Source organism: Nocardioides sp. LML1-1-1.1, assembly GCF_040676175.1.
GTDB lineage: Bacteria > Actinomycetota > Actinomycetes > Propionibacteriales > Nocardioidaceae > Nocardioides.
This window is the reverse complement of sequence record NZ_JBEGHK010000005.1, coordinates 326,422-342,229: the sequence shown is the minus strand read 5'-3', so window position 1 is coordinate 342,229 and position 15,808 is coordinate 326,422. Positions and strand designations below refer to the sequence as shown.

General features: G+C 71.5%; 17 protein-coding genes. 3 read left to right on the top strand and 14 right to left on the bottom strand.

Annotated features, from left to right (window positions below; all coding sequences use genetic code 11):
• Window positions 1-22: 22 nt before the first annotated feature.
• Complete coding sequence (locus tag MRBLML1_RS18915; protein ID WP_364518867.1) at window positions 23-358, top strand: hypothetical protein; 336 nt, start codon at window positions 23-25, stop codon at window positions 356-358.
• Here the strand turns inward: MRBLML1_RS18915 and MRBLML1_RS18910 are convergent.
• Complete coding sequence (locus MRBLML1_RS18910; protein WP_364518865.1) at window positions 355-2,373, bottom strand: acyl-CoA dehydrogenase family protein; 2,019 nt, start codon at window positions 2,371-2,373, stop codon at window positions 355-357. The two genes, MRBLML1_RS18915 and MRBLML1_RS18910, sit on opposite strands and share 4 nt — an antisense overlap.
• A 50-nt stretch (window positions 2,374-2,423) precedes the next feature.
• On the opposite strand from MRBLML1_RS18910, the gene MRBLML1_RS18905 reads away from it, so the two are divergent.
• Window positions 2,424-3,083, top strand: a complete 660-nt coding sequence (locus MRBLML1_RS18905; RefSeq protein ID WP_364518863.1) for a class I SAM-dependent methyltransferase — start codon at window positions 2,424-2,426, stop codon at window positions 3,081-3,083.
• Here MRBLML1_RS18905 and MRBLML1_RS18900 read toward each other — a convergent pair.
• The 3 genes from MRBLML1_RS18900 to MRBLML1_RS18890 are packed head-to-tail and all read right to left on the bottom strand — an operon-like array spanning window position 3,054 to window position 6,239.
• Window positions 3,054-4,196: a prenyltransferase gene (locus tag MRBLML1_RS18900; protein ID WP_364518861.1), complete on the bottom strand. Its 1,143-nt coding sequence runs from the start codon at window positions 4,194-4,196 to the stop codon at window positions 3,054-3,056. The two genes, MRBLML1_RS18905 and MRBLML1_RS18900, sit on opposite strands and share 30 nt — an antisense overlap.
• Window positions 4,193-4,942, bottom strand: a complete 750-nt coding sequence (locus MRBLML1_RS18895) for a class I SAM-dependent methyltransferase (RefSeq protein WP_364518859.1) — start codon at window positions 4,940-4,942, stop codon at window positions 4,193-4,195. Before MRBLML1_RS18895 ends, MRBLML1_RS18900 begins: the two co-directional genes overlap by 4 nt.
• A gap of 1 nt (window position 4,943) precedes the next feature.
• Window positions 4,944-6,239 (bottom strand): glycosyltransferase family 4 protein, encoded by a 1,296-nt coding sequence (locus MRBLML1_RS18890; RefSeq protein WP_364518856.1) that lies wholly within the window; start codon window positions 6,237-6,239, stop codon window positions 4,944-4,946.
• A 150-nt stretch (window positions 6,240-6,389) separates the two neighbouring features.
• Here MRBLML1_RS18890 and MRBLML1_RS18885 point away from each other — a divergent pair, with 150 nt between their 5' ends.
• The gene (locus MRBLML1_RS18885; protein ID WP_364518854.1) at window positions 6,390-7,001 is read left to right on the top strand and encodes a TetR family transcriptional regulator; all 612 of its coding nucleotides are present in this window, start codon (window positions 6,390-6,392) and stop codon (window positions 6,999-7,001) included.
• Between the two features lie 86 nt (window positions 7,002-7,087).
• Here MRBLML1_RS18885 and MRBLML1_RS18880 read toward each other — a convergent pair whose 3' ends face one another.
• Genes MRBLML1_RS18880 through MRBLML1_RS18835 form a run of 10 tightly spaced genes read right to left on the bottom strand, consistent with a single transcriptional unit; the run spans window position 7,088 to window position 15,804 of the window.
• On the bottom strand, window positions 7,088-7,843 hold the full coding sequence (locus tag MRBLML1_RS18880) for a glucose 1-dehydrogenase (protein WP_364518852.1): 756 nt from the start codon (window positions 7,841-7,843) through the stop codon (window positions 7,088-7,090).
• Window positions 7,843-8,745, bottom strand: a complete 903-nt coding sequence (locus MRBLML1_RS18875; RefSeq protein WP_364518850.1) for a 3-oxoacyl-ACP reductase — start codon at window positions 8,743-8,745, stop codon at window positions 7,843-7,845. Before MRBLML1_RS18875 ends, MRBLML1_RS18880 begins: the two co-directional genes overlap by 1 nt.
• Window positions 8,746-8,747: 2 nt before the next feature.
• A complete protein-coding gene (locus MRBLML1_RS18870; protein WP_364518848.1) occupies window positions 8,748-8,942 on the bottom strand; it encodes a ferredoxin in 195 nt (64 codons plus the stop codon).
• Window positions 8,943-8,952: 10 nt separating this feature from the next.
• Window positions 8,953-9,420, bottom strand: coding sequence for a pyridoxamine 5'-phosphate oxidase family protein (locus MRBLML1_RS18865; protein WP_364518846.1), 468 nt, complete (start codon window positions 9,418-9,420; stop codon window positions 8,953-8,955).
• A 2-nt stretch (window positions 9,421-9,422) separates the two neighbouring features.
• On the bottom strand, window positions 9,423-10,415 hold the full coding sequence (locus tag MRBLML1_RS18860) for an NAD(P)/FAD-dependent oxidoreductase (RefSeq protein ID WP_364518843.1): 993 nt from the start codon (window positions 10,413-10,415) through the stop codon (window positions 9,423-9,425).
• A 39-nt stretch (window positions 10,416-10,454) separates the two neighbouring features.
• Window positions 10,455-11,309, bottom strand: a complete 855-nt coding sequence (locus MRBLML1_RS18855) for a hypothetical protein (protein ID WP_364518841.1) — start codon at window positions 11,307-11,309, stop codon at window positions 10,455-10,457.
• Between the two features lie 10 nt (window positions 11,310-11,319).
• Complete coding sequence (locus MRBLML1_RS18850) at window positions 11,320-11,922, bottom strand: hypothetical protein (protein ID WP_364518839.1); 603 nt, start codon at window positions 11,920-11,922, stop codon at window positions 11,320-11,322.
• On the bottom strand, window positions 11,919-13,190 hold the full coding sequence (locus MRBLML1_RS18845) for an MlaD family protein (RefSeq protein ID WP_364518837.1): 1,272 nt from the start codon (window positions 13,188-13,190) through the stop codon (window positions 11,919-11,921). The genes MRBLML1_RS18850 and MRBLML1_RS18845 overlap by 4 nt, the downstream gene beginning before the upstream one ends.
• Window positions 13,187-14,527, bottom strand: coding sequence for an MCE family protein (locus MRBLML1_RS18840; protein WP_364518835.1), 1,341 nt, complete (start codon window positions 14,525-14,527; stop codon window positions 13,187-13,189). The genes MRBLML1_RS18845 and MRBLML1_RS18840 overlap by 4 nt, the downstream gene beginning before the upstream one ends.
• Window positions 14,524-15,804: an MCE family protein gene (locus MRBLML1_RS18835; protein ID WP_364518833.1), complete on the bottom strand. Its 1,281-nt coding sequence runs from the start codon at window positions 15,802-15,804 to the stop codon at window positions 14,524-14,526. The genes MRBLML1_RS18840 and MRBLML1_RS18835 overlap by 4 nt, the downstream gene beginning before the upstream one ends.
• Between the last annotated feature and the right edge of the window lie 4 nt (window positions 15,805-15,808).

Sequence of the window (15,808 nt, the reverse complement as noted above, 5' to 3'; positions counted from 1 at the left end):
CTCATCACATCTCGGAGGGACCATGACCACGCCACAGCCCGAGCTCGGCCGCCGCGTCGAGCGCAACACCAACGACATCGAGGCGATCTACGAGATCCTCGCGCAGCACGGCGAGAAGCTCGACCGGATCCTCGACGAGCACGGCGCGAGGCTCGACAGCCACAGCGCCAAGCTCGACAGCCACACCGCGAAGCTCGACAGCCACACCGCGAAGCTCGACAGCCACACCGCGAAGCTCGACGAGCACTCGGCCATCCTTGCGGAGCACAGCAGGAAGCTCGACGACCACAGCAGGAAGCTCGACGAGCACAGCGTGAAGCTCGACGAGATCCTGCGGCGCCTGCCCGAGGCCAGCTAGCGCGGCAGCCCCAGGATCCGCTCGGCGGCGACATTGCGCAGGATCTGGGTGGTGCCGCCGGCGATCGACAGGCAGCGGGTGTTGAGCTGCTCCCACACGTCCGCCGCGAGCGGTACGTCGGACGACTTGCCGAGCGCGCCGAGCATGGCCAGCTCGTCCCCCTGGAGCCGGACGACCAGCTCGGAGGAGTCCTGGCGGCTGCGGACGCCGAGCAGCTTGGCCACGCTGGACTCCGCGCCGGGGCCGTGCCCGCCGAGGGCGCGCAGGGTCGTCCGGACGCCGAGGAGTCCGCAGACGGTGGCGAGGGCGACCTGGTGCCCGATGGCGGCGCGGGCGACGGGCCCGAGGTCGCGGGTGGCCGCGAGCTCGACGGCGCGCTCGACGCTCTTGGTGAGGCGGGCCGAGGCCATCGCGACCCGCTCGTTGGCGAGGGTGGTGCGGGCCAGGCGCCAGCCGTCGCCGGGCTCGGCGACCACGTGCTCGTCGGGCACGAAGACCTCGTCGAGGAAGACCTCGTTGAAGAGCGCCTCGCCGGTGATCTCGCGCAGCGGCCGCACCTCGATGCCGGGCGCGCGCATGTCGACGAGGAAGTAGGTGATCCCCTTGTGCTGCGGGGCGTCGGGGTCGGTGCGGGCCAGGCAGATGCCCCAGTCGGCGCGCTCGGCGACCGAGGTCCACACCTTCTGCCCGCTCAGGGACCAGCCTCCCTCCACCCGCACGGCGCGGGTGCGCAGCGAGGCGAGGTCCGAGCCGGAGCCGGGCTCGGAGAAAAGCTGGCACCAGGTGAGCTCGCCGAGCAGCGAGGGCCGCACGAACCGCTCGCGCTGGGCGTCGGTGCCGTGCGCGAGGATCGTGGGCACGGCCCAGCCGGCGATCACCAGGTCCGGGCGGACGACGCCCGCGCGGCCCAGCTCCTGGTCGATGACCAGCTGCAGGGTGGGGTCGGCGCCGAGCCCGTAGGGCGCGGGCCAGTGCGGCGTCAGGTAGCCCGCCTCCACCAGCGCCGCGCGCCGCTCCACCTCCGGCATCGCGCCGATCCGGGCCGCCTCCGCGGCGACCCCGGGCCGGACCGCCGCGTCGCGGCCCTCGAGGTCGACGTCGACCCGACGGCGGACCCCGGCGACGGCGGCAGCGGTGATCCGCTCGGCGGCATCGTCGGCGGACCCGACGAGGGCGCGCAGGGTGAGCGCGCGGCGCAGGTAGAGGTGCGCGTCGTGCTCGTAGGTGAACCCGATCCCGCCGAGCACCTGGATGCAGGACTTGGCGACCTCGACGGCCCCGTCGAAGCAGGTCGCCTGGGCGACGTCGGCCGCGAAGGTCCACTGCTCCGGGTCGCCGGCGTCCGCGGCGGCAGCCGCGTCCCAGGCGGCGGCGGTGACCGACTCGGCGGTCTCCAGCATCTGTGCGCAGAGGTGTTTGATCGCCTGGAAGGCGCCGATCCTCTGGCCGAACTGCTCGCGCACCTTCGCGTAGTCGACCGCCGTCTCCAAGCACCAGCGGGCCACGCCCGATGCCTCCGCGGCGGCCAGCGTGACGGCCAGCAACCGCCGGCGCTCGTCCACCGCGCCCGCGCTCCCCGCGCAGCGTCCGTGCCGAGCGCTCAGGTCCACCCCCGGCTCGGCGACCACCGAGCCCTCGCCGAGCAGGAGCTGCTCGTCCGCCGTACCGCCGTCCCAGACGACGCCGCCGGGGTGCACCTGCACGCCGTAGCGCCCCGCTCGTCCGGTGAGCAGCGAGCCGAGGGCCGCGCCGAGGAGGCCGCCCGGCACCAGCTCGTGCGCGCAGGCCTCCAGGGCGACGGCCTGGTCGAGGACCGTGCCGCCACCTCCGCCGCCCGCCTCGGGGACGGCGATGGCGGCGACCCCCATCTCCGCCGCCATCGCCCAGACCTCGCCGAACCCGGCGTCGACGTCGTCCTCGGCCGCGCGCACGGCCTCGACCGGCCCGAGGCTGGCCGCCCACTTGCGCAGGCTGCCGGCGAGCTCGACCTGGTCGTCGCTGATACCGAGGGACATCGGCACTCCTTGGAAACTAGAACGCGTTCTAACTCTACTAGAGTGACCGCGTGACCGACACCATGCCGTCCGACCTGCTGGACCACGCGCGCCGCGCCGACGGCTTCATGCCCGAGGACGAGGGCGCGCTGCTGCACCGGATCGCACGCGAACGTCTCCCGCTCGGCCCGGCGCTGGAGGTCGGCACCTACTGCGGCAAGTCCGCGATCTACCTCGGTGCCGCCGCCCGGGCGGTGGGCGGCACGGTCTTCACCGTCGATCACCACCGCGGCTCGGAGGAGAACCAGGCCGGCTGGGAGCACCACGACCCCACGGTGGTCGACCCCGAGCTCGGCCTGATGGACACCCTCGGCCGGTTCCGGAGGAACATCGCCCGCGCCGGGCTGGAGGAGCAGGTGGTCGCGATCGTCGGGCAGTCCACGACCGTCGCGGCGCACTGGCGCACCCCGCTGTCGCTGCTCTTCATCGACGGCGGCCACGGCGAGCAGCCCGCCCGCGACGACTACGCCGGGTGGGCGCACTGGGTGGACGCGGACGGCTACCTCGCCATCCACGACGTCTTCCCCGACCCCGCCGACGGCGGCCGGCCGCCGTACGAGCTGATCTACCTGCCCGCTCTCGCGAGCGGCGCCTTCACCGAGGTCGAGGCCGTCGGCTCGCTCCGGGTCCTGCGGCGGACCTCAGGAGCGGCCGGAGACCCGCTGCTCTGAGCACCCGCACTCCAGCGCGATCTCGTCGAAGTGCGGCGCCAGCGAGGTGCCGCGCATGATCCCCGAGCCCGGGGTCGCGTGGCCGTAGGTCTCCCCCAGCGCGTCGACCGCGAGCACCACCGCGGCGGCGGTGTACGTCGTGTGCTCGTGCGGCCAGTGCACGTCGCGCGGCTCGCCCTCCGGCGCCGGCCGGGTCGGGTCGGCGTAGACCCAGCCGGTCCAGTAGCGGCCGTCGTCCTCGCGCAGGTGCTGCATGTCGCCCAGCAGCCCCAGCGCCCGGCGGGTGTCGCCGATGACGTCGAGCGCCATGGCCAGCTCGCAGGTCTCCGCCCCGGTCACCCACGGGTTGGTCGAGACGCAGTGGATCCCCAGCCCCGGTACGACGAACTCCGGCCACCTCCTCGCCAGCAGCTCGCGCGCGGCCTCGCCGCGGACCGGACCGCCGAGGACCGGGTAGTACCAGTCCATCGAGTAGGTCGACTTGTCCGCGAACTCCTCCGGGTGCGAGCGCACGGCGTGCCCGAGCCGGCCACCGGCCAGCTCCCACTCCGGCTGCGGGTCGTCCATCAGGTCCGCGAGCGCGACGCCGGCACGCAGCGAGTGGTAGATCGAGGAGCTGCCGGTGAGCAGGCAGAAGTCGTCGACGGGCGTCCAGCGGATGCCGCCGAAGGGGTCCTGGAGCGAGACGACGAAGTCGAGCCCGGCCCGCACCGAGGGCCAGTAGCGCTCGACGAAGCGGATGTCGCGGCGCACCAGCCAGTGGTGCCACAGCCCCACCGCGAAGTACGCCGACATGTTGACCTCGCCACGCTCGTCGTCGGCGGCACCGCCCACGATCTTCATCGGCCACGAGCCGTCGGCGCGCTGCATCGTCGGGATCCAGGCGTAGGCGCGCTCGGCGGCCTCCACCTGACCGCCGACGAGCATCGCCATCGCGGCCTCGACGTGGTTCCAGATGTCGACGTGCTCGCCCGTGGTCCACGGGACGGCTCCCCACGGCTCCTGCATCGCCGCGATGGCGGCGGCCGTGTCGGCGACCTGCTGGGCCGACAGCACGCCGTCGACGTACGGCAGGCGGGAGAGCGGGACCTCGGGCGTGGTGTCCCGGGTCATGCGGCCTCCGGCTTCCGGAAGTACAGGACCATGCTCTTGCCGATCGTCGGGTCGAGGACCTTGCCGGCGAGCTGGAGCGCCTTGGGCTGCTTCATGATCTCCCAGACCAGCAGCTTGTGGTAGGCCTTGGCGAGCGGGTGGTCGTCGTTCTCGACGCCGACGGCGCACTTGATCCACCAGTACGGCGTGTGCAGGCCGTGCGTGTAGGACTTGCCCTCGAACAGCATCGCCTCACCGGGCGTGCCGTCGTTGAGGCGGCCGCCCTTGGTGACCTTGTCGACGAGCTCGTGGTCGGTGTAGATGCGGATGTGGCCGCCCTCGGCGTTGTGGTAGTCGGCCGACAGCCGCCAGTTGACGACCTCGGGCAGCCACCGGGGCACCGTGACGGCCATCGTGCCGCCGGGACGCAGCACCCGGATCAGCTCGCGGATCGCCGCGACGTCGTCGTGGATGTGCTCCAGCACTTCCGAGCAGACGATCCGGTCGAACTCGCCGTCGGCGAAGGGCAGCGCGAGCGCGTCGCCCTGCTTGACGTCGGCCTCGGCGCCCTCGGGGACCTCACCGGCCTCCTTCATCGCGACGAAGAGGTTGCGCACCCCCTCGAGCTCCTCGGCGTCGAGGTCGAAGGCGATCACGTCGGCACCGCGGCGGTACATCTCGAAGCTGTGCCGGCCGGCGCCGGCACCCATGTCGAGGACCCGGTCGCCGGGCTGCAGGCCCAGCCGGTCGAAGTCAACGGTCAGCATGTCAGTTCTCCTCGGCCTTGCGCTCCGCCTGGTAGTCGGCGATCACGTCCTCCAGCACGGCCGCGGTGCTCACCGCGACGGCGCTCCAGCTGAACAGCTCCTTGACCCGGCGGCGCCCGGCGGCGCCCATCTCGGCCCGTCGTACCGGGTCGTCGAGCAGGGCGGCGACGGCCTTCGTCAGCGCGCCCACGTCACCGGGCTCCACCACGTCGGCACACAGGCCGTCGGGTCCGACGACCTCGGGGATGGCACCGGCGCGGGACACCACGAGCGGGGTCTCGCAGGCCATCAGCTCGGCGGTCGGGAGCGAGAAGCCCTCGTAGAGCGAGGGCACGCAGGCGAGCTCGGCCGAGCCCATCAGCGCGACGAGCTCGTCGTCGGTGAGCCCGTTGGCGAAGGAGACCCGGTCGGCGATGCCCAGCTTGTCGATGAGCTTCTCGGTGACCCCGCCCTCCTTGGGCTTGGTGACGAGCACCAGCTCCAGGTCGCGCTCGACGACCAGCTTGGCGAAGGCCTCCAGCAGCACGGAGATGCCCTTGAGCGGTGCGTCGGCGCTGGCCATCGCGAGGATGCGGCCGGGAACGCGCGGCTCGCTCGGCGGGACGAACCGGTCGTCGACGCCGAGCAGGATGGTCTCGATCCGCGCCGGGTCGACGCCGAACTCGCGGACCACGTCGCGCTTGGAGGACTCCGAGGGCACGATCACCCGGCGCAGGCGGGGGGCGGTGCGCTTCTGCTGGGCCAGGAAGGAGTACCAGCGCCACACGCCGATCTTCGGGAACTCGAAGCGCACCTTCGAGCGCGGCTTGCGCTTGGCCCACACCGCCGCGGCCAGCTCGATGCGGCGGTCCATGGTGATCGGGTGGTGGATCGTGGCGGCGAGCGGCAGCCCGATGTCCGCGCGGTCCTCGACGTCCAGCAGCGGCAGCGCGAGGGTCTGGTTGTCGAAGACGATGTCGAACTCGTCGCGACGCGCCCGCAGCAGCTTGACCACGCGCTTGCTGAACGTCAGCGGCTCGGGGAACGCGCCGCTGCGCATCGTCAGCCACTCCTCCACGTCCACCAGGTCGCGGAACTCGCTCGGACGCGGGTTGCGGAACTCCTCACCCGGCCGGTAGAGGTCCAGGCTCGGCACCTTGGTGAGGCGGACGCCCTCGTCGAGCTCGGGGTAGGGCTGGCCCGAGAAGACCTCGACCGTGTGGCCGAGGGCGGCGAGCTCGCGGGTCAGGCGGCGGATGTAGATCCCCTGCCCGCCCACGTGGGGCTTGCTGCGATAAGACAACATCGCGATCCGCATGGTGGTACCTCCCCTGTCTGGCTCCCGGGGAGCAGGGCCGAAACGAAATACGTGGTGGAACGTGTTCCAAATTATGCGCTACCTGCCGGTAGCCTATCCACTGGGTCCGAAACAGACCGTCTCGTCACACCACTTCCAGGGGGACACACCGTGAGCATCGCGAACCCGTCCACGTCCGACGACCTCGGCTCGTCGGCGCAGCGGGAGCGCCGCAAGCGCATCCTCGACGCGACCTACGAGCTCGCCAAGTCCGGCGGCTTCGACGCGGTGCAGATGCGCGCGGTCGCCGAGCACGCCGACGTCGCACTGGGCACGCTCTACCGGTACTTCCCCTCGAAGATCCACCTGCTCGTCAGCGCCCTCGGCCGCCAGTTCGACGACGCCGCGAAGCGGCTGCACGAGCGCGAGATCCCGGGTGACAACCAGGCCGACCGGGTGCTCTACGTCCTCAAGCGGATGGCCCGCGGCATGCAGGGCGACCCCAAGCTCACCGAGGCGCTCACCCGCGCCTTCATGTTCGCCGACAGCAGCGTCGCCAACGAGATCCACGTCGTGGGCATGGCGATGACCTCGATCGTCACCCACGCCATGCACGGCGGCGAGCCGGCCGAGGACGCCCTCACCGACGAGGACGTCGCGATCGCTCGGGTCATCGGCGACGTGTGGCTCTCGGCGCTGGTCGCCTGGGTGACCGGTCGCTCCACCGCCGCGGAGACCGCGGCGCACATGGAGAAGGCCGTCCACCTGATCCTCCGGGACTAGGCTTTCTGGGCCGAGCGCGTCTCCGGCGCTAGCAGGGCAGCAAGCTGCAGGCGATCGCCTCCCGCCGCGCTGCCGGCCGGGCCGCGTCACGCGCCGAAGGCGTGGGTAGAGGTGACGCCGCCGTCGACGGCGATCTCCGCGCCGTTGATGTACGACGACTCGTCGCTGGCCAGGAAGACGTAGACCGGCGCGATGTCGTCGGGCACGCCCACCCGGCGCAGCGGGACCTTGCTGGCGCCGTACTCCATCGCCGCGTCGCCGCCGTGCACCCGCGTCATCGGGGTGTCGATCATGCCGGGGTGCACCGAGTTGACCCGGATCCCCTTCGGGCCGAGCTCCATCGCGGCGCACTTGGTCATCCCGCGGATCGCCCACTTGGTGGCGGCGTAGGCGGTGCACGACGGCATCCCGGCGAGGCCCTCGACGGAGGAGGCGTTGATGATCGAGCCGCCGCCGTTCTTCCGCATCGTGCGGGAGACGGCCTGCATCCCGAGGAAGACGCCGTTCTGGTTGACCCGCCACAGCAGCTCGGCCTCCTCCGGCGGCATCCGCTCGATGTCGCCGAAGCGGAGGATGCCGGCGTTGTTGGCGAGCACGCCGACGGCGCCGAAGCGGCTGTTGGCGTCCTCGACGAGGGTGGCCCAGGAAGCGGCGTCGCTGACGTCGTGGTGCGCGAAGTGGGCCGCGGCGCCCAGCTCGTCGGCGAGCGCCTGGCCCTGCTCCTTGGCGACGTCGGCGATGACCACCTGGGCGCCCTCGGCGACGTAGGCGCGGACGATCGCCTCGCCCTGGCCCATCGCGCCGCCGGTGACGATCGCGACCTTGCTGTCCAGACGTCCCATCACACACTCAGCCTCATGATCGAGTCGGCGGCGAAGCCGACGTGGGGGTCGCGGTCGGCGAAGAAGCCGCCGAGCTGCTTGTCGAGGTCGTCGCCGGTCCACAGGTCGCCGGCGGCGTCGAAGCGCTGCTCGACCACCGGCGCCGCGACCAGGGCCACCATGCCGCCGTAGACGACGAAGACCTGGCCGGTGATCCGCTCGGCGGCCGGCGAGGCGAGGTAGGCGACGAGCGGAGCGACGTGCTCGGCGGAGTACGGGTCGACCGCCTGGCCGGACTCGTCCTCACCGAAGACGGCGGCCGTCATCGCGGTCCGCGCGCGGGGGCAGATCGCGTTGGCGCGCACCCCGATCCTGCCCAGGCCCCGGGCCGTGGAGAGGGTGAGTGCGGCGATGCCGGCCTTCGCGGCGGCGTAGTTGGCCTGGCCCGGCGAGCCGCCGAGGAAGGCCTCGGAGGCGGTGTTGACGATGCTGCCGTAGACCTGGCCGCTCTCCGACTGCTTCGACCGCTCGCGCCAGTACGACGCGGCGTTGCGCGAGAGCAGGAAGTGCCCGCGCAGGTGGACGGCGATGACCGCGTCCCACTCCTCGTCGGAGAGGTTGAAGAGCATCCGGTCGCGGGTCATCCCGGCGTTGTTGACGACGATGTCGAGGCCGCCGAGCTGCTCGACGGCCGCGGCCACCATCGCGTCGGCGGTGGCGCGCTCGCTCACGTCCCCCGGTACGACGAGCGCCTCTCCCCCGAAGGAACGGATCTCCTCGACGGCCTCGTCCCCGGCGCCCGGCAGGTCGTTGACGACCACCCGTGCCCCGGCACGCGCCAGCGCGACGGCCTCGGCGCGGCCGAGCCCGGCACCGGCACCGGTGACGACCGCGACCTTGCCCTCCAGCGAGGTGCTCTCCACGCTCACTCCTCGACCAGCGTGATCGCGGCGCGCGGGCAGGCCGCGACGGCACGCTTGACGTTGTCGATGTTCTCGTCCGTGGTCTCCTCGGTGTGCAGCTGGAGGAAGTCGTCGTCGTCCAGCTCGAACACCTCGGGGGCCATCGCCTCGCAGAGCCCGTTGGACTCGCAGAGGTCGAAGTCGACCTTGATCTTCATGGGTGTCTCCTCAGGTCATCTTCCGGTGGTCCCAGGACGCGACCCGCTCGGGGTGGATGATCACGCCCACCCGCTTGGTCGCCTGCTTCTCGACGGTCTGCGCACCGATGTCACCGAGCGCCTCGAACGAGTCGACGCCGAACATGCGCACCGACACCGCCTTGCCGATCTCCAGGATGGTGTCGCGGTCGCGCACGATCTCGGCGCGCCCCTCGATGGAGACCCCGCGCAGCTCGAAGTAGTCGGTTCCGTCCTCGACCAGCGCGGTCACCCGGTCGTCGCGCTCGAGGTTGACGATCTTCTGGCTGCGGCCGTAGGTCCAGAACGCGATCTTGCCGTCCCGTACGACGTAGAAGAGCGTCGTGAGGTGGGGGTAGCCCTGGTGGCCGTTGGCCGCCACCTGCACCTTGACGTTCTCCTCCAGGAGGGCCTGCACCTCCTCCTCGCTCAGCTTGACCTGGTCGCGTCCGCTGCTCATGCTCAACCGCCTTCGGAGGAGTGGCCCGGGAACACGTGGGCCGTGGGATCGACGACGACGGCGGCGTTGTTGACGGCCGTGGCCGCCTCGCCGAAGCCCACCGCGATGAGGCGGACCTTGCCGTCGTACTCGGTGATGTCGCCGGCGGCGAAGACCCGCGGCAGGTTCGTGCGCATCGCGGGGTCCACGACGAGGTGACGGCGGTGCGTCTCCAGTCCCCACTGTTGCAGCGGCCCGAGGTCGGCGACGAAGCCCAGCGCCGCGACCACGGCCTGGGCCGGGCGGTCCTTGGCATCGCCCTCCACGGTGACCTCGACCTCGGCGAGCGGGCCGGTGCTGCCGCCGTCCGCGTCGCGCAGCGCGGTCACCTCGGCCCGGGTGACGATCTCGACCGAGGAGGACTCCACCTGCTCGACGGTGCGCCGGTGGGCGCGGAAGGCGTCGCGGCGGTGCACCAGCGTCACCGAACGGGCGATCGGCTCGAGGTGCAGCGCCCAGTCGAAGGCGCTGTCGCCGCCGCCGACCACCACGACGTCCTTGCCGGCGTACGGCGCGAAGCTGGGCACGAAGAACTCCACGCCACGCCCGATCCAGTCCGCGGCCGCGGGCAGCGGGCGCGGGCTGAACTTGCCGATGCCGGCGGTGATGATGAGCGCCTTGGCGGCGACCACGGTGCCGTCGTCGAGGGTGAGCTCGACACCGCTCTCCTCGTCGGCGACCAGCCCGGAGGCGGTCCGGCCGAGCAGCTGGACCGGGTCGGCGCTCAGCGCCTGGGCGACCAGGCCGTCGACCAGGTCGCGGCCCTTGACCGTCGGGAAGCCGGCGACGTCGAGGATGGCTTTCTCGGGGTACATCGCGGTGACCTGCCCGCCGAGCTCGGGCAGCGAGTCGACGAGCGCGACGCGCAGGCCCCGGAAGCCGGCGTAGTAGGTCGCGAACAGCCCGGCAGGTCCCGCGCCGACGATGGCGACGTCACAGCTGACGGAGGTGCTCACGACGCAGAACTGTAACGTGTTCTAGTGGACGGGGTGCAACTACTCACCGGTCTCCCCCTGCTCTTTCTCCTTGTCGGTGGCCAGGCCGTCGACCAGCCAGCCGTTGTCCGTGTGCACCATCGTCACCAGCACGCGGTACGGCGTCGCCACCGTCTCGGCCTTGCCGGCACGGGTGCGCTGGACGAACTGGTTGAGGAACACCAGCGCCTGCAACCGGGTGCGGCTCGCCGCGGAGACGCCCTGGGCCACCACTGTGGTCTGCACGATGGTCTTGTTGGCGACGAACGCGCTCTTGATGTCGGCGGTCGTCGCCCGGTAGCTCTCGGCGAAGCGCGCGGTCATCAGGTCCGCGGCCTTCTCCACCTCGTCGTCGAACTTCTGGTAGTCGACGGCGACGATCTCCTGAGCGGCCTTCGCCGCGGCGTCCACCCCGGCCTTGACGTCGAGGTCGTCGGCGAGCACCGGCCGGTCGGCGGGCACGCTCACCACGCCCATCTTGTCGGGCGCGTCGCTGGCCGTGCTGTCGTCGTCACCGATCTTGGCGGCCACCAGGATCGCGCACTCGAGGGTCAGCGCGAGCGCGACCAGCACGAGCGTGGCGATGAGCACCCGGGTCGTCTTGGGCCGGGCGAGCACCCCGCGCCGCGCCGGTACGTCGTCCGCCGGCTCCGGCGCGGGCGCCGCACCGCCGAGGGTCTCCTCCGCCGGTTGCTCCACCTCGGTGGCGTCGGGCTCGGTGGCGTCGGGCTCGGTGGCGTCGGGCTCGGTGGCGTCGGGCTCGGTGGTGTCGGGCGAGGCCGGTGCGGCCGGGACCGGCGCCTGCCCGGCGATCTTGCGCGGGCGCTGCGTGCCACCGCGCGAGGTGGCGGGGCGGCGGGGGGTGGGGCGGGTCATCGGTCCTTCCTCAGGCGACGAACTGGAAGTCCTTGGTGAGCCACGCGCCGTCCACGAGCACGAGCTCGACCTGGACCCGGTAGGGGTTGGCCCGCTTCTTGAACTGGGTCGTCTTGTTGGCGACCGAGCCGGTCGTGGCGGCGATGACGGTCGCGGAGTCCTTGTCGCCGGCGACGAGCGCGGTCCAGATGACCGAGCCCTCCATCGTCGACTGGGCCTGCTGGGCGAGCTTCTTCACGTCGGCCGCGGCCTTGTCGTACTGCTGGCGGAACTCACCGGTCGCCCGGGCCTGCACCGCCTTGATCGCGGCGTCGGCGTCCTTGTAGTCGAGGTTGACCATCGCCTGGACCATCGAGGTGGCGGCCTCGAGCTGGGCGGCCACCCGCTTCTGGTCGGCCTCGTCGGCCGCACCGACGGCAGTGGTGCGGCCGCTGCCCATGTCCTGTCCGGTGCGCGGCGCGGAGACCGAGCGGTCCTTCCACGGCGGCCACGCGTCCTTCTCGTTCACCACGAAGCCCATCCAGATGGCCGTGCAGCCGAGCAGCACCGTCGCGACGTAGAGGACGACGTTGAGCCGGACCCGGCCCGGGTCCTCGGTCTGCTCCGCGCTCACTTGCTGGCCACCGGCCCGATCAGCAACCACTTCCACGCATCCCCTCCCAGGACCGAGAGGTCCTCCGGCTGGTTGAGCCGCACCGGGTTGCCCTGGTCGTCGACCAGCCCCGGCACCGACCCGCTCGACGGGTCGTAGACGCCACTGTAGACGCGCGCCGGCGACGCGTTGCCCTTGCGGTTCGAGGGCGCGTACTTGCTGCCCCGCATGGCGTACGGCGGCCCCGCCGTGCAGCTCACGTCGGCCGGCTCCGTGTCGGTCAGGTCCTGCGTCGAGCGCCACTTCTCCGGCGGCACGTAGCCCTGTGTGCACGGCGGCACGCTGTAGTCGAACTGCAGGTTGACGTGGCCCCAACCGTCGGCGGTGCTGCCCGTCGGACCGCCCGCGATCAGCGCCGGGTAGGTCACCAGCAGCTGCTCCAGACCCGGCAGCTCGCTGAGGAAGACCTGGTTGGTGCTGACCAGGTCCCCGAGCAGGACCGGCAGGGTCGGCTCCAGGTCCTGCAGCAGCCCCTGGACCGCCTTGGCGGCGCCCGGGGTCTCGCTCAGCACGGTGCGCAGGTTGCCGTCCTGGCGCCGCAGCGCGCTGGTGACCGTGTCGAGGTCGCGGGCGAGCTTGCGGATGTTCTCCTTCTGCCCCTGCTGGGTGCGCAGCACGGTCAGGCTGTTGTCGAGCAGCGCGATCGTCTCGTCGGTGTGCGCGTTGGCCTCCTCGATGAAGGCCGACCCGCCGTCGAGCAGGCGCTGCAGGTCCCGGCCGGTGTCGCCGAACATGACGCCCAGCTCCTTGACGACCTTCTGCAGGCTGTCCTTGTCGACGGAGTTGACGAAGCGGCTGAGGTCGACCAGCAGGTCGCCCTCGTCGACGGGCAGCGACGACGCGTCTCCCTGGTAGCGGGCGCCGTCGGCGGCGTACGGGCCGTCCTTGCCCTCCGGGACGAAGTCGACGTACTGCTCCCCCACGGCCGACAGGTTGTGCACCGAGACCTTGGCGTCCAGCGGCAGCTTCGTGTCGTGGCGCAGGTCGAGGGTGAGGTCCACGCCCTCCTCGGTGGCGGTCATCTTGGTGACCTTGCCGATCTTCACGCCGCGGTAGGTCACCTCGCTGCCCTCGAAGGCGCCACCGGAGCCCGGCAGGCTCGCGGTCACGGTGATGTTGCGGCCGGTGACCTTGTCGACCACGCCGAGATAGCTCGCCGTGACGTAGGTGATGCCGATCGCGCTGAGGGCGACGAAGGCCATCAACCGGATCCGGACCCCGCGGCTCATGCGGTCGCTCCCAACAGCTGGTCGGTGTCGCCGTACGACGCCCCGGGCTGCACCAGCCCCTGGGTCAGCCCGGAGAGCGCGCCGTTCGGCCCGATCAGGCCGCCCTGCAGCAGCTTGCCCAGGTCGAGGCTGGGCAGCGAGGTCAGCAGCTTGCAGACGGGGCTGTTCTTGAGGTCCGGCAGCTTGCACTGGGCCTTGAGGTCCTTGAGCAGGTCCAGGCTGCTGAGCACCTTGGCGCAGGCGGTGCCGAACAGGTCACCGCTCTGCAGGCAGCGCGCCACCTGGTCGAGCACCTCGCCCACGTCGGGCAGCTGGAGCATCGGGATGCCCAGCGTTCGGAACAGGTTGGTGAAGTCGAGGTCGACGCGGGCGATGGTGTTGGCGAAGTCGCCCTTCACGATCTTGTTGGCCGACTGCGGGAACGGGAAGCTCACCAGCAGGTTGAGCCCGGGCGCCAGCTGCTCGTCGGCCTCGCGCAGCTTGCGCAGGATCGGGCTGAGGTCCTTCAGGATCCGCAGCACGTCGTCCTTGCTGGCGTTGATGACCCGGGTGCCGACCTTGCCGAGCCGGTCCAGCGCGCCGAGCATCTCGACGAGCTCGTCGTGCTGGCCGGCGAGCACCCGGACCGCCGGACCGGTGGCGTCGAGCGCGTCGCCGATCGTGTCCTTCTCCTCGTTGAGCGTGGAGGTGAGGTTGTTGAGCGACTGCAGCGCGTTGATGATCTGGACCTTCTGCTGGTCCAGGGTGCCGACGACCCCGTCGAGCGAGCCGAGCAGCGCCTTCAACCGGTCCTCGCGGCCCGACATCACCAGGTTGGCCTCGCGGGTGATCGTGCCGAGCTGGGCGACGCCGCCGCCGGTGAGCAGGAAGGACAGCGCGCCGAGCACCTCCTCGACCTCCGGGTTGCGCCCGGTGGCGGCGAGCTCGATGGTGTCGCCCTCGGACAGCCGGCCGGTCGCCGGCTGCTCGGTGGGTGCCTCCAGGGCGACGTACTTCTCACCGAGGAGGGAGACCTGGCGGATGTCGGCGATCGCGTTGTCGGGCAGCTCCACGTCCTTGCGGACCAGCAGCTTGACCTTGGCGTTCCAGCCCGAGCGCTCGACCTCGGAGACCTCGCCGACGACCACGTCGTCGACCATCACCGGCGAGCGCGGGACGACGTTCAGGACGTCGCGGAAGTAGGCCGTCACCTCGAACGCGTCGTCGCCGTCGACCTCGTGCCCGGGCAGCGGCAGGTCGTAGGCGCCGTCGAAGCTGCTGCACCCGGTCAGCACCACCAGGCCGGCCAGGAGCGCGGTCGCCCTCGTCCGCCAGCGGCGGACCGGTCGGGTGCTCATGAGCCACCTCCCAGGAGGTCCTGGACCGTCGCCCCGTCGCCGGTGGCGTAGGTCACCTGCGTGGACTGCGGCAGCTGGATGCCCTGCGAGGTGTCGGCGCCCACGCCCTGCGTCGTACCGGGGGCGCCCTGGGTCGTGCCGGAGGCGGTCTTGGGCAGGAACTGCTTGTACTCCGGCGGGAGCCACGGCAGCTTGGTCAGCACCGGCTCCAGGACCTTCTTCAGCAGGGCGCAGGTGGTGTCCTTGAGCGCGGCGGGCATGGCGGGGTTCTGCTGGATGACCGCGCAGATGAAGCCGTCGGCGTCCCAGATGTAGCCGCCGATCCCGATCCGGCTGCTCTGCGAGCCGGTGACGTGGTCGAAGCCGACCTGCAGGTTGGCCATCGCCGTCGGGGCGATCCTGATCGCGGTCTCGAGGTTGTCCTTCTCCGAGACGATCGTGTTCATCACCTCGGTGAGCTTGCGGACGTCGGTGACGAACCCGTCGCGGTTCTTGGTGACGAAGCCCTTGACGCTGCCGACCGCCGAGGCGACCGCCGCGACGGCCTTCTCCAGCTCGTCGCTCTCCTCCGAGAGCATCGCCGAGACCCCGGTCAGGTCCTGCATGAAGGCCCGGACCAGGGTGTCGTTGCGGGCCAGGGTCTGGGTGAACTTCGCCAGGTAGGTCACCGTCTCGAACAGCGGCCCGGCGCCGTCGCCGAAGGTCTCCGCGGCCTCGGCGAGGTCGCGGATCATCTGGTTGCCCTTCGCGCCCTGGCCGTCGAAGGCCTTCGTGCCCGCCTCCAGGAGGTGGTCGAGGGTGCCGTCCTTGTTGACGCCGTTGGGGCCGAGCGCCAGCGTCAGCGACTGCAGGCTCTCGTAGATCCGGTCCAGCTCGACCGGCACACCGGTCTCGGGCAGCGCGATGTCGGCGCCGTCGGCCATCACCTTGTCGCCCTCCTTCCACACCGGCGTCAGCTGGACGAAGCGGTCCGCGACGAGGGTGGGGGTGACGATGACGGCCTTCGCGTCCGCCGGGACCTGGTACGCCGCGTCGTACTCCATCTCGACCCGGACCGAGTTGCCCTCCGGGATCACCGCGGTCACCTTCCCGACGTTGACGCCGAGCACGCGCACGTCCGTGCCGGCGTACACGCTGACGGCGCGGGGGAAGTGCGCGGTCACCGTCCGCACCTCCGCGGGCGAGCGGAGGAGGTTGATCGTCACGGCGACGAGCAGGAGCACGCCGAGCACGACCAGCAGGCGCCGGTCGATGCGTTTGAGCACGGTGGTCACCATCGCC